The 12,358-nt window shown below is 74.7% G+C and carries 11 protein-coding genes; 4 read left to right on the top strand and 7 right to left on the bottom strand.

Going from position 1 to position 12,358, the window contains the following annotated elements; translation table 11 throughout:
• Positions 1 to 219 precede the first annotated feature (219 nt).
• The 3 genes from ACOBQU_RS02015 to ACOBQU_RS02005 form a co-directional block, all read right to left on the bottom strand.
• Positions 220 to 2,457 carry a LuxR C-terminal-related transcriptional regulator gene (locus ACOBQU_RS02015; protein ID WP_423624031.1) on the bottom strand — a complete coding sequence of 746 codons (2,238 nt, stop codon included), beginning with the start codon at positions 2,455 to 2,457 and terminating at the stop codon, positions 220 to 222.
• A 70-nt stretch (positions 2,458 to 2,527) separates the two neighbouring features.
• Positions 2,528 to 3,172, bottom strand: a complete 645-nt coding sequence (locus tag ACOBQU_RS02010; RefSeq protein ID WP_423624030.1) for a LysE family translocator — start codon at positions 3,170 to 3,172, stop codon at positions 2,528 to 2,530.
• 206 nt (positions 3,173 to 3,378) lie between these two features.
• Positions 3,379 to 3,930, bottom strand: a complete 552-nt coding sequence (locus tag ACOBQU_RS02005; RefSeq protein WP_423624028.1) for a DUF6817 domain-containing protein — start codon at positions 3,928 to 3,930, stop codon at positions 3,379 to 3,381.
• A gap of 388 nt (positions 3,931 to 4,318) precedes the next feature.
• Between ACOBQU_RS02005 and ACOBQU_RS02000 the strand changes: the two genes are divergently transcribed.
• Positions 4,319 to 5,557 carry a DUF6777 domain-containing protein gene (locus ACOBQU_RS02000; protein ID WP_423624026.1) on the top strand — a complete coding sequence of 413 codons (1,239 nt, stop codon included), beginning with the start codon at positions 4,319 to 4,321 and terminating at the stop codon, positions 5,555 to 5,557.
• Positions 5,558 to 5,647: 90 nt separating this feature from the next.
• Here the strand turns inward: ACOBQU_RS02000 and ACOBQU_RS01995 are convergent, their stop codons facing one another.
• Positions 5,648 to 6,433, bottom strand: coding sequence for an SAM-dependent methyltransferase (locus tag ACOBQU_RS01995; protein WP_423634199.1), 786 nt, complete (start codon positions 6,431 to 6,433; stop codon positions 5,648 to 5,650).
• Positions 6,434 to 6,816: 383 nt separating this feature from the next.
• Positions 6,817 to 7,653: a serine protease gene (locus tag ACOBQU_RS01990; RefSeq protein ID WP_423624025.1), complete on the bottom strand. Its 837-nt coding sequence runs from the start codon at positions 7,651 to 7,653 to the stop codon at positions 6,817 to 6,819.
• A gap of 253 nt (positions 7,654 to 7,906) precedes the next feature.
• On the opposite strand from ACOBQU_RS01990, the gene ACOBQU_RS01985 reads away from it, so the two are divergent.
• From ACOBQU_RS01985 to ACOBQU_RS01975, 3 genes are all read left to right on the top strand, one after another.
• Positions 7,907 to 8,635, top strand: a complete 729-nt coding sequence (locus tag ACOBQU_RS01985) for a GNAT family N-acetyltransferase (protein WP_423624023.1) — start codon at positions 7,907 to 7,909, stop codon at positions 8,633 to 8,635.
• A gap of 292 nt (positions 8,636 to 8,927) precedes the next feature.
• The gene (locus ACOBQU_RS01980; protein WP_423624021.1) at positions 8,928 to 9,374 is read left to right on the top strand and encodes a hypothetical protein; all 447 of its coding nucleotides are present in this window, start codon (positions 8,928 to 8,930) and stop codon (positions 9,372 to 9,374) included.
• Positions 9,375 to 9,400: 26 nt separating this feature from the next.
• Complete coding sequence (locus ACOBQU_RS01975; protein ID WP_423624019.1) at positions 9,401 to 9,769, top strand: YbjQ family protein; 369 nt, start codon at positions 9,401 to 9,403, stop codon at positions 9,767 to 9,769.
• Here the strand turns inward: ACOBQU_RS01975 and ACOBQU_RS01970 are convergent.
• Both ACOBQU_RS01970 and ACOBQU_RS01965 read right to left on the bottom strand, forming a co-directional pair.
• A complete protein-coding gene (locus ACOBQU_RS01970; RefSeq protein WP_423624017.1) occupies positions 9,753 to 10,838 on the bottom strand; it encodes a terpene synthase family protein in 1,086 nt (361 codons plus the stop codon). The genes ACOBQU_RS01975 and ACOBQU_RS01970 overlap by 17 nt on opposite strands.
• 99 nt (positions 10,839 to 10,937) lie before the next feature.
• A complete protein-coding gene (locus tag ACOBQU_RS01965; protein ID WP_423624015.1) occupies positions 10,938 to 12,302 on the bottom strand; it encodes a cytochrome P450 in 1,365 nt (454 codons plus the stop codon).
• Positions 12,303 to 12,358: the final 56 nt, after the last annotated feature.

The raw sequence follows: 12,358 nt of genomic DNA, 5'->3' as shown, positions 1-12,358 counted from the left end.
TCGGGATGAAGGCGAGTGGTCGTCTCGGGCGGCGGGCGTCGGGGCGCCGCCGCCTCGGCTCGAACCGCGCGACGCGCCGCCCGAGCCGCACTCGGGCGTACGGCTCGGGCGGCGCACGGGGGTTGAGCAGTCCCCATCCTGTGCGCGGCCGTGCCCCGGCACATCGTGGAATCCCACGATCCTGGCCCCGCGGTCAGGGCGCCCGCGGTGGCGGTGGCGTCAACGGGCCCGCGCCGGGGGCTCGGTGGCGAGCTGCTTGGCCAGCTGGGTGCGTCGGCGCACGCCGAGCTTGCGGAAGCTGTTGGTGAGATGGGTCTCCACGGTGCGCAGCGCCAGGTGCAGCAGCGCCGCGATCTCGGGGTTGGAGTGGCCCTGCGCGGCCAGCTCGCACACGCGGCGCTCGCTGCCGGTCAGCGCGCGGGCACCGGCCTGGCAGGCGGTGGCCCGGCGGGCTCCGGCGGCGGCGAGCAGGTCGCTGACGGCGGCTCGCGACCGGTCGGCGTCGATGCGCTGGGCGTGCCGCGCGGCCTCCCGCAGGACCTTCCGGGCGGCGGTGCGGCGCCCGGCTTCGACGAGCATCCGGCCGTACGCGACCTGGGCGGCGACCAGCTCGGGCGTGAGGTCGACCGAGCCGAGGAGGTCCACGGCCTGCTCGACGGCCCCGAGCCCGGCCCGGCCGCCCGTGGCGGTGCCGAGGGCCCGCAGGGCGCGGCCGACGCAGCGCGGCGTGTCCCAGCGGCGGGCCGCCGCCAACTCCTCGGCGGCGAGCGCGACGGCCGCGCCGGGGTGGCCGAGGAGCACCTGGCAGTCGGCGGCCGCGGACCGCCACGGCGTGACGACCGGGCTGACGACGCGCCGCTCGCCCTGCCGTCGGCCGCACTCCAGCAGATCGTCGAGGGCGGCCGCCGGTGCGCCCTCCGCAAGGCTCAACAACCCCCTGGCGTACAGGAATTCGCTCCACTCCCAGGATCCCTGGGAGCTGTCGACGGCCACGGAGTCGGCCAGGTGCCGGGCCTGTGCGGCGCGGCCCGTCTCGGTCAGCGCGATGACGGCCTGCGACAGCAGGTGGGCGTTGTCCCAGCCCGACGCGAAGGGGCGCTCGCTCGGCCCGGCGATGACGCCCCACGCGCGGCACGCCTCCAGCAGCTCCCGGTAGCGGCCGCGCATCGCCAGGCTCTCGGCGTGGACGCTCAGCAAACTCTGGTATCCGGGGTCGACCGGCGGGCCGTGGTGTCCGGCCATGCCGTCCGCGACCAGGCGGTCGGCCAGCTCCAGGTCGTCGGCCCACTGGGCGAGGGTGGCGGCGGAGGCCAGCACGTAGGTGCGGGAGTACGGCTCCAACGGCCGCGCCGTCACCTCCCGGGCGACCGCGGCGGCCTCGGCCGCCGACAACTGGCCGCTGGTGCAGTCGAATTCGGCGATCAGCGCGCGGGCCGCCGGTGCCGGACGCTGACCGGTGCCGCTGGCCAGCCTGCGCAGCCGGGCCACCGTCTCCAGCCAACTGCGCCCGTCGTGCGAGGCGATCAGCGCGGCGGCGCCCTGGACGGCGCGGGCCAGCTCCGGGTGGCCGGTGAACCGCTCGGCCAGCTCCTCCATGACCTCCAGCGCGGTCGAGGTCTGGCCGCGGGCCGCGAGCGCAGCGCCCAGAGCGTTCGCCGCCTTGAACACGCCGACGTCGGACTGCTCCTCGAGCCGTACCGACTCGGCCAGGTGGCGCACGCCCAGGGCCCGCTCGGCCGGGCCCAGCGTGACCTCGAGACTGCCGAGTTCGGTCAGCACCCCACCACGCCGGTTGGGCGGCAGGGGCTCCGCGAGGGCCCGCCGCAGGAAGGCCACCGCCTGCTCAGGGCGGCCCTCGTGCCGCGCGGTGCGGGCGGCGCACAGCAGCGTCTCGGCGGCCCAGCCGGGACCGCTGCCGCCCGCCGCCACGAGGTGCGCGGCGACCGCCTCGTCCGGTGCGCCGCTGTGGTGCAGCCGGTGGGCGGTGGCCCGGTGCCTGGCCGCGGGGGTGCTTGGTGCCGCCTGGGAGGACGGGGCAGAGGCCGTTAACTGCTGGGGACGGTCGTCGTGTTGGGCGGGGGCGGGGTCTGGTGCGGTCGGGGGAGCCCACTCAATGTCCCAGTGGTTGCCCTCGGGGTCGGCTATGGACGCCGACCGGCCGCCCGTGGGGAGGGACGCTGGTTCGGTGACCGCGGTGGCGCCCGCGGCCACGGCGGACGTGAAGGCGGCGTCCACCTGCTCGGGAGCGTCCACGGGGCAGGTCAGCGTGACGCCCGCCCCGTCGGCGCCCGCCGCCCCGGCCGCGGGGCGCAGCACGAGGAGCACCGTCCCGAGCCGGAACCGCGCCCGGCCGTCCCCGGCGGGCGGCAACTCCGGCCACCCCAGCCGACGGTAGAAGCGGCACAGCCCCGGCATGTCCCGCACACCGAGCGTCACCGCAGCAAGACGAGAAGGCACCCCACACATGATCAAGATCTTGCAGGCGCGGCACACCGCCTGACAACAAAGGCCCCCTCGACGGACGGGATCAGTCCGCCCGGCCGGTGAGGGCCACGCTGACACCCAGCGTGATCATCGCGCAGCCGCCGGTGCCGCCGACGAGGGACAGACGCCGGTCGGAGCGGGCGAACCAGCCGCGCGCCGCCGAGGCCGTCAGCCCCCACACGGTGTCCGTGACGAGGCCGATGCCGATCGGGACCAGGCCAAGGACCAGCATCTGCGCGGGCAGGGCGCCCGCGGAGTGCTCCACGAACTGCGGCAGCACGGCGGCGAAGAAGACGACGCCCTTGGGGTTCGTCACCCCCACGACCACCCCGTCGAGGACGGCCCGCAGGTCACCGCGCGCGGGCCGGGCGACCGGCTCCGCCGCGCCCATCCGCAGCCGCTCGCGGTGCCGGAACGCCTGGACGCCCAGGAAGACCAGATACGCGGCGCCCGCCAGCTTCACCGCCGTGAAGACCGTCGCGGAGCGCTCCACCAGGGAGCCGAGGCCGAGCGCGACGACGACCACCAGGAGGTACGAGCCGATCCCGTTGCCCCAGGCGGTCGCGAGCGCCGTGCGGCGGCCGTGGGCCAGGGACCGGCCGACGATGAACAGGACGCTCGGCCCCGGGATGACAATGACCAGCAGGGACGCCGCCGCGAACGCGAGCAGCCTGTCAGCGGAAACCATCGCTCTCCTCCGTGGTGCGTGGGACATTCGTGCTGTGTACGGCCTTCGTGCCGTGTGCGGCCTTCAGGCTGTGTGGGGCCTTTATGCTGTACGGAACATTCGTTGCCGTACGGGGCGTTCGTGCTGCGCGGAACCCTCGTTGCCGCGTGGGACAGAGGTCTGCGTGCTCGCCGCGGACGGCCTCCGGGTGGAAGCCCCGGGCGGCATCAGGGCGCCAGGAGTACGGCACGGCAGTCGCGCCAGGCCGCGGGGGTGAGCAGACCCTGGAGCCGGGTGAACAGGGTGAGCAGGGACGGGCCCCATGTGGCGCGGAAGGCGGGGTCGACGCTGGCGAGGTCCAGTTCGTTGGCGGCCGACAGCTCGGCGAAGTCCCGGCGCAGCGGGGGCGATGGAGTGGGGGAGCGGCCGGTGAACCGGTCGTGGACGGGCGCGTCGGGGAGGTGGAGCGCCGGATAGGTGGCCTCGCGGTCGCACGAGGCGTACAGGTACACCAGCGCCTCCGCCTCCGCGCCGATCACCGCCGTGAGGTCCGGGCGGCGGTCCAGGGGCAGCAGCGCCGTGGGAAAGCCGTCGGTGCCGTAGAAGGCGTGGCACAGACCGGCGAGTTGGAGTGCGGGGCGGGCCTCCCAGGCGGCGAGCCGGGCCCGTACGCGCTGGAGGTGGGCGAGGAGCGTGCCGCCGGGGTGGGCGACGCCGTCGGCGCCGTGCGCGCGCAGGAGCGCGAGGGCCTGGTCGGTCGCGGAGGGGCGAGCGGGCACGGTGTCGGCGTCCTTTCCATCCGGGGGGGGCGGTCCGTCCGGGGCGGCGTCTTCGTCCGGGGCGGTACCGGCGCTCCCTTCGCCCGGCCCGGAGCGGGCGGCCCGCACCCGTGGCCCCTCCGACGACCTTCCGGCACTCGCGCCGCCCGGTCAATCCCGGGCATCGCACCGCCGATCCAGCTCGCTCCGCGTACCCCGGTGCGCCCCCTCGGCCCGGCTCCCGTCGCTTTCCGGGGGCGACGGACCGCGCCATGGTGAGCGGGGACGCGCACCGGGTGCGCCAGGGGGGGCGAGCATGAGCGTAGTGACCGGGCTACGAACGCGGCGCGGGACGCGGCAGGGGCGGGACAGGGGAAGGGCGCAGCGGTCGCGGGCATGGCGGCGCGCCGTGGCGGTGTGTGCCGCGGGGCTGCTCGTCGTCGGGGTCGCGAGCGCCTGCGGGGACGCCGACGAGGACGAGAAGCCCCGGGTCATCGCGGTGGCCGCGGGCGACACGGGGCCGGACCCGTTCTTCTCCGGCGCGATCGGCCGGGACCGGCGGGGGCTGACGCCGGGGGCTGAAGGGGGCGTACGCACCGGCGACACCCCGGGCCTCTACGGCGGGACGCTCCACCAGAGCAGCTGCGACAAGGCGGCCCTGACCGGCTTCCTGACGGACACGCGCAACGCGCGCAAGGCGGCGGCCTGGTCGAAGGTCCGCGGCATCGACGTCGGGCACATCCGCCGCTACGTCCGGGGCCTGACCCCCGTCCTGCTGCGCACCGACACCCTGGTCCGGAACCATGGCTTCCGAAGGGGCGCGGCCACGGTCTTCGAGTCGCTGCTCGAAGCGGGCGTCGCGGTGCTCCTCGACCGCTTCGGCCAGCCCGTGGTCAAGTGCAACTGCGGCAACCCCCTCGCGCCGCCCGCGCTGACGCCCGACGCGGTCGACCCGGACAGCCTCCCGGACCCGGAGTGGCGCGACCGGTACGACCGGAGGAAGACCACGACCGTCAAGCCGGGCAAGAAGCCCGGGCGCATCGGCAGGTTCCGGCTGCTCGACCTCGACACCGGCAAGGGCATCGGGCGCGTGGCCGGGGCCGACGCCGCGCGGGACGTCCGGCTGCCCGCCCCGCCTCCGCTGCCACCGGCCAGCGCCGAGGCCGACACTCCGACGCCGTCGAGCACGCCGTCCGGCACCCTGCCCGGCACCACGCCGCCGGACGCCACGCCGCCGGACGCCACGCCGTCCGACACCGGCCCGTCGGGCACCACCCCATCGGGCACCACCCCGTCGGGCACCGCCTCGGAGCGCCCCGGCATCGTCGGCACCTGGGAGCTGACCGGGGCCCGGGTGCGGATCGAGCAGCGCGGCACGGACGCGTTCGTCGGCCGTACCGCCTCCGAGAACCAGGTCGGCACGGGCGGGTGTGTGGTGGAGGAGGGCCGGGAGATCTGGCGGGTGAGCGGCGGCGGACCGCGCTACACCGGCACCGCGGTGTCGCTGGACCCGAGCACCTGCCAGGAGGCGGAACGCGTCGACGCCACCTGGGAACTGACCGGTGCGGACGCGCTGAAGGTGTGCCTGAGCGTGGAAGGGCAGTCGGGCTGCACCACTCTCTCGCGCGTGGAGGACCAGGCTCCGTGAACCGCGCGCCGCACCCCTCCCGCGCCTCCCCTCGCCCCCGACCAGCCCCCGCGTCGCGGCCCGCCCCGCGCACCGGCCCGGCGTGCGCCGTCAGTCCTTGCGGCCCACGCCGCACAGCACGGCCACGTCGGTGCTGTGCTCCGGGCCCTGGTCATCGGGCCGCCACTGCGAGGTGGGCACCACGCCGGGCTCCACGAGGGTCAGGCCGTCGAAGTAGGCGGCGATCTGCTCCGGGCTGCGGTTGGTGTACGGGTGCGGGCTGCCGCTGTCCTCGTTGTACTGCCGGACGGCCTCGTTCCGTTGCGCGTGGGTGGTCGTGCCGTCGTTGACCACGAGGTAGCTGCCCCTCGGCAGGGCGTCCAGCAGGCGCCCCAGGGCGGCCAGCGCGTCGTCGTAGTCGGGGATGTTGCCGAGGATACCCAGCATCATCAGGCCGACGGGGCGGTCGAAGTCCAGGGTCTTGGCGGCTCCCGCGAGGATCTGGTCCGAGGCCCGCACATCGGCTTCGATGTAGTCGCAGGCGCCCTCGGGGCGGCTGGTCAGCAGGGCCTGGGCGTGTACGAGCACGAGGGGGTCGTTGTCGACGTAGACGATCCGTGACTCCGGGGCCACCCGCTGGGCGATCTCGTGGGTGTTGTCGGCGGTGGGCAGGCCCGTGCCGACGTCGAGGAACTGCCGGATGCCCGCCTCCCCGGCGAGGTGGCGCACGGCGCGGGCCAGGAACGCCCGGGAGTGCCGGGCGTCGTCGACGATGCCTGGGAAGACCCGCTTCACCTGGTCGGCGGCGGCGCGGTCGACCTCGTAGTGGTCCTTGCCGCCCACCCAGTAGTTCCAGATGCGTGCCGAGTGCGGCACCGATGTGTCGATCTTCGCCAGGGTCCGCCGCGCCGAGTCGGCCCCCTGCGCCGAGTCGGCCCGCTGTGCTGGATCCGCCCGCCGCGCTTGACCCGTCTGCTGCCCCGGGTCGGTCTGCTGCCTTGCGTCCGTCCGCTGCCTTGAGTCCGTCCGCCGCGCTGGGTCCGTCTGCTGCGCTGGGTCGTCATCCCTCACAGAACACGCTCCCGGTGTGTGTCCGACTGTTGCCGCACAACATACTGTCAACGGACGCTGCCGCTCAGTGAGTTCACCAGTTGGTGCCCAAGGCGGTGCGGCGACGCCGCCCGCGACTGCCGGAGGCGCGGTCCCGGAAACGAGCGGGCGGCCGCGGTCGTGCGCGTGCTGTCGCACGCCCTGACCGCGGCCGCCCCGTGTCGTCCCCGCTACAGCGTGCGCGCCGCCCTGGCTATGTCCTTGGTGAACGTGGACACCTCGGTGTACACGCCCGGCTTACCGGGGCGGGCGCAGCCGTCGCCCCAGCTCACGATGCCGACCTGGAGCCAGCGCCCCCGGTTGTCCTTGCGGAACATCGGGCCGCCGGAGTCGCCCTGGCAGGTGTCGACGCCACCGGCCTGGACGTAGCCCGCGCAGATCTCCTCCTTGGGGGTGAAGCCCCGGGGGTAGGAGCGCTTGCAGGTGGCGTCCGACACGAACGGCACCTTCGCCTTGCGCAGAAAGCGCGGGATCTGCGTCGCGCCCTCACGGGTGGTGCCCCAGCCCGCCACCGTGAACGTGTCCTTGTCGTACGACTTGTTGGTGGTGACGGGCAGCAGCTCGATCTTGCCCTTCTTCAGCTTCAGCGGCCGCTCCAGCTTGAGCAGCGCCCAGTCCTTGCCCTTGCCGATCCCCGCCCAGCCCGGGGCCTGGCGGACCTTGGTGGCCTTGACCCGGACGGCGTTCCGGTCCTTGCGGTCGATGCTGCCCGCGGTGACGGTGACACCGCGCACCGGGCCGGAGCCGTCGAAGCAGTGCGCGGCGGTCAGGACGATGTCCTTCTTGTACAGCGCGCCGCCGCAGCCCATGTTCAGCCACACGACGAACGGGAACTCACCCTTCTTGGCCTGCTCGCCGCCGACGACCTGCGGCGTCGGGGACGGCGGCGGGTCCGACGGGGTGGTGGCCTGGGCCGAGTACGCGGACAGGCTCAGGGCGATGAGCCCGGCGGCACTCACGGTGGCGAGCCTGGCGGCGGTGGTCGAACCTTGCAGCGTTCTGAACATGGGCGTCCTCTCGAAGGAGACCGGGCAGGAGGGCATCAGACTCGCAGTAACTGTTCACAGCCGTACGGGAGTTGCGTCACGCGGCCGTAACGGGGCGGGCTTGCGGAGGCGGGGACAGCGCAGCCGTGGTGCGCCCGGCGGTCTGACGTCGCGTCACGCCACCATACTGTAGGGCTGGTACGGAGCGTGGCCAGCGGTTTATGTGGGGCCCGGCGGGCGGCCGTGCCGTGCTTTCGGGCCCCCGTGCCGCCCCATGGCGGCGGGGTGCGAAGATCTGGCGGTGAACAGTGACACCGCCGTGCTCGACAACCCCGTGGCCGAGTCCCTCCGCGGACCGCACGCGCCCCTCGCCCGACGGCTGGGGCGGGCAGCCACGTACCTGCCGGGTGTCGCGACCTTCTGCGCGCTCCCGGCCGAGCCCGCCCCGTCCGACTGGTCCGACCTGGCGCGGCTGCTCGGCCCCGGCGGCTTCGCCGACATGTTCAGCAGCCCGGCCCTCCCGCCGCACGGCTGGGAGCCGGTCTTCGAACTCAAGGGCCGCCAGATGGTGTGGCCCGGCGCGGACCGCCTCGGCGATCCGCCTCCGGTGGCCGGTGCGACGGTCGTGGAGCTGGGCCCGGACGACGTGAAGGAGATGCTCGACCTCGTCGCCCTGACCGCACCCGGGCCGTTCTGGCCCCGCACCCGCGAACTCGGCACCTACCTCGGGATCCGCGTGGGGGGCCGCCTGGTGGCGATGGCCGGGGAGCGGCTGCGGCCCCCGGGCTGGACCGAGGTCAGCGCCGTGTGCACGGCCCCCGAGGCGCGCGGCCAGGGGCACGCCGCCCGCCTGGTGCGCGCGCTGACCGACCGCGTCCTCGCCCGCGGCGAGCGGCCTTTCCTGCACGTGGCCGAGGCCAACTCCGCTGCCATCGCCCTCTACGAGCGGCTCGGCTTCGAGACGCGCGCGCCCGTGACCTTCCGCGGCTTCCGCACCCCGTGACCCCCGGCTCGCGCCGCGCCTCCTGAGGGGGCCGTCGACAGGCGGGCACGGCGTCCCGTTCCAGCGTTCCAGACCTCGTACGCCTCCCCAGGCCGGAGGCGGATTCCGTGTGCTCGCGTCCCGGACTTCCCGCCCTGTGCGACGGCCGGGACACATCACCCCGCAGGCTCGGGGCGTTCCCCTGCGATCAGCGTGACCTGAGTGGTCGGCGCGCCTTGAGAGGTGTCGACGCGCCGCCTCCGCCTCGCGGCCCCGCCCGCGCAGCCCCCGCCCCCAGAGCCCTGGAGCCTCCGTGCCCTTACGGAGAGCGGTCACCGCCGAACCGATACCGTCCCATGTGTCCGCGCTCGACTACGTCATCGGCCCGGTGCTCCTGGACCTCTGGGACGTCGTGGCGGCGCGCTTCGGCACCGGCTGCGAGGCGATCGTGTCCGCCGGGCGCCTCGCGCGGGACCTCACGAGCCCCGGCCCCCGCGTCAGGGTCGTCGCACACGCCCCGCAGCCAGCGCTGCTGTGCCGCGCGGACCTGTCCGTCACCCACGGCGGGCGGGCGTCACCGCTGGACGCGGTGCAGGGCGCGACGCCCATCCTGGGCCTAAGGGTGCTCGCCGACCAGCCCGAGAACGTCGCCGCGTTCGCCCGCCGCGGCCTCGGCCGGGCGCTGGCACCCCTCACCCTCACCGAGCGGCCGGGCCGTGGGGCACCCGGCTCCGCTGGCAGGGGGCGGGGGGATGGGTGATCCTTGCGAGAAGGAGGTGCGCACGTATGGGCATCGAGGATTTCGGCGGTGGCCAGGCCCCGCAGTCCGACGTCCTGGTGGTGACCACCAACGACGTACCCGGCTACCACGTGGAGCGCGTCATCGGTGAGGTCTTCGGACTCACGGTGCGCTCCCGGCACCTCGGCTCGCAGATCGGGGCGGGTCTGAAGTCCCTGGTCGGCGGCGAGCTGAAGGGACTGACGAAGACCCTCGTCGAGACGCGCAACCAGGCGATGGAGCGGCTGACCGAACAGGCCAGGTCGCGGGGCGCGAACGCGGTGCTCATGATGCGCTTCGACGTGACGGAGGCGGCGGACGTGGGCACGGAGGTGTGCGCGTACGGCACCGCCGTGGTCCTCACCGCCCGGACGTAGCACCCGGCGGTCGCCCGCCGAGCGCCCGGCGCCCCGGCGGGGCCTCCCTCCCTCCGAGCAGGTCCTCGTGCGCCCAAGCCACGTCCTTCGGCCGCCGTGCGAGGGCCTGGGTGTAGCGGGGGCTGGTGCGGTGCCACGGCTCAAGACCGGCCACCCACATCTCCAGGGCGTCCGCGTAGCGCAGGCCGCGCCGCGTCTCGGCGGGGGACAGGCCGAGGCGGGCGCAGACCGTCGGCAGTTCGGCGCGCAGCGCGAGGAAGCGGCGGACCCGTTCGCGGATGATCTCCAGGGCCTGCCGGGTGGCTTCCTCAAGGGTGGTGTTCCCCCGCTCGCGCAGGACCAGGACGAGGTTGTCGTACTGGCCGCGCACGGTCTCCTTCTCCGCGGAGAACACGTCGTTGACGAAGCTGCCAAGGTCCTCCACGATGCGCCGCATCAGCAGCAGCTGCGGGGAGTAGTACGCCAGGGCGGGGGCTTCGAGGGACGCGGCGGGCTCCAGGATGTCGAGGAACGGGCCCATGTATCCGCTTCCGTGGCGGGTCTCGAGGAAGACGTCGTACGGCGCGGGGCCCTCGCGCAGCGTCCGGTTGAGGGTCTCGTGCGCTACGGAGATCAGGCTGGCCTCCCAGTTCCCGGCCGCGCGGCGCCACCAGATGTCCGAGGCGCGGGCACGGGAGTCCCGCAGCACCTCGGCGAACGCGTGGTGCAGGGGCCTGCTCGCACGCGGCACCTCCTCGCCTCCCGTGCGCACGATGTCCAGGAAGGGGGCGATGGCCTCGACGCACGCGCCGACGGACGCGGACTCGTCGATCTGGTCGTCGAGGAGGATGGTGACGGCGGTCATCCTGCCCGCCAGGTCCATACCGGGCCCCGGGACGGCGTGCGGATAGCAGTTGCCGACGAGGTGGGCGGTGTCCCACAGGCAGAACCAGTCGTAGGACTCCGGCGAACCCGTGAGGCCCCGCGCCCTGACCCACTCCCGCACCCGCCGCCCGCTGGCCCGGACCTGCCGCTCCGGCCGGGGACGGAAGCGGAACGACCCCAGGTCGATCGGCTTGGTGTGGTGCATCGGTACCCCCAGAGGTGTGCGGTCGGCTCCCACGGTCGATTCCCGCGGTCGGTCCCACAGCCGGTTCCCTCGGACAGGTCTCGCGGTCGCGCCCCGCGTTCACGCCCCGGCCGGGCCGCGCCTGGTCAGGCGGAGGGAGAGGCGCCGGGGTCGGTGGAAGGCCGCGAGCGGGTACGGGCGGAGGTCCGCGCCGGGGACCGGTGTGACGTCCCACCTGCTGAGGACGGTGGCGAGCGCCAGCACGCACTCCGTCGTGCCGAAGGCGTCGCCGATGCATTTGCGCGCACCGGCGCCGAAGCCCACGTAGGCCCCGCGGGGCAGGCGCGCGGCCCGGTCGGGGGTCCAGCGGTCCGGGTCGAAGGCGTCGGGGCGGTCGTACAGGGCGGCGCTGCGGTGGGTCGGAACGGGAGTGATGACGACGGTGCTGCCCGGGGGCAGGCGGAGCCCGGCGAGTTCGGTGGCGAAGGCGGTGCCTCGGGTGAACATCCAGGCGGGCGGGTGCAGCCGCACGGTCTCCTGCACGACGCGGTTGGCGTACTCCAGGCGCGGCAGGTCGTCCCCGTGCGCGGCGCGGCCGCCCAGGGCGGCGTCGGCTTCGGCCTGGAGGGTCCGCTGCTGCTCCGGGTGGGCCGCCAGGAGCTGGAGGGCCCAGGTGAGGGTGGCGGCGACCGTCTCCGTACCGCCCGCGAGGAAGTTGACGACCTGGTCGCGCACCTCGGTGTCGGTCATGGCCAGGCCCTCGTCGTCGCGGGCGGCGAGCGCGACGCCGAGCAGGTCCGCCGGGTTCTCCGGCGCGTTCGGATCGCTGCGGTATCCGGCGACGATGCGGTCGACGGTGTGCCGCAGCCGGGCCACGGCACGCCGGTGGCGCACATTGCCGGGCAGCGGAAGGCGGATGAGGGCGGGCGGCATGAACATCTGGCGGAAGACCCCGCTGAAGGCGATCTCGAAGGAGTGCCGCACCTCGTCGGCCAGGGCCGCGGCGGCGGGCTGCGCGAACAGGGTGCGGGTAGCGGTGCGCAGGGCCATGCGGTACAGCGTGGGGTAGACGTCGATGACCTGCTCGGGTCCCCAGGGGCGGATGAGGCCGTCGATCTCCTCCGCCATCACGGTGGCGTACGCGCGCAGTTGGGCGGGGTGGAACGCGCTCTGCATCAGCCGCCGCTGCCGCCGGTGGTGTGCGTGCGGGCAACTGGCCAGGCCGTTGCCCGCCATGCCGCGGACGCGCTCGTAGAAGGGGCCGCCCTTGTCGAACAGGCGGTCGTGGGTGAGGACGTCCCACAGCAGCTGCGGGTGGCAGGGCACGTACGCGGGGGTGCGGCCGAGGCGTATCTCGACCAGATCGCCGTGGCGCGGCAGGTCCGCGAGGAAGGCGAAGGGGTCGCGGAGCAGCGGCCCCACGTGCCCGGCGAGGGGCAGGGCGCCGGGCGCGCGGGCGACGGTGTACGCGGTGGTCGGGGGCACGGTTCTCACCTCGGGTCGAGCGGTCACGAGTACGGCTGCGGTCGGTCGTGCGCGGT

This window comes from Streptomyces sp. G45 (assembly GCF_049542095.1).
Classification (GTDB): domain Bacteria; phylum Actinomycetota; class Actinomycetes; order Streptomycetales; family Streptomycetaceae; genus Streptomyces.
The sequence above is the reverse complement of the archived record's forward strand: the minus strand, read 5'-3'. Positions and strand labels throughout refer to the sequence as shown.

Excerpts from the sequence above, each read along its gene's own strand:
- ACOBQU_RS01990 (WP_423624025.1), bottom strand. The coding sequence starts at position 7,653 with ATGTTCAGAACGCTGCAAGGTTCGACCACCGCCGCCAGGCTCGCCACC.
- ACOBQU_RS01985 (WP_423624023.1), top strand. The coding sequence starts at position 7,907 with ATGGCGGCGGGGTGCGAAGATCTGGCGGTGAACAGTGACACCGCCGTG.
- ACOBQU_RS01975 (WP_423624019.1), top strand. The coding sequence starts at position 9,401 with ATGGGCATCGAGGATTTCGGCGGTGGCCAGGCCCCGCAGTCCGACGTC.
- ACOBQU_RS02010 (WP_423624030.1), bottom strand. The coding sequence starts at position 3,172 with ATGGTTTCCGCTGACAGGCTGCTCGCGTTCGCGGCGGCGTCCCTGCTG.
- ACOBQU_RS01970 (WP_423624017.1), bottom strand. The coding sequence starts at position 10,838 with ATGCACCACACCAAGCCGATCGACCTGGGGTCGTTCCGCTTCCGTCCC.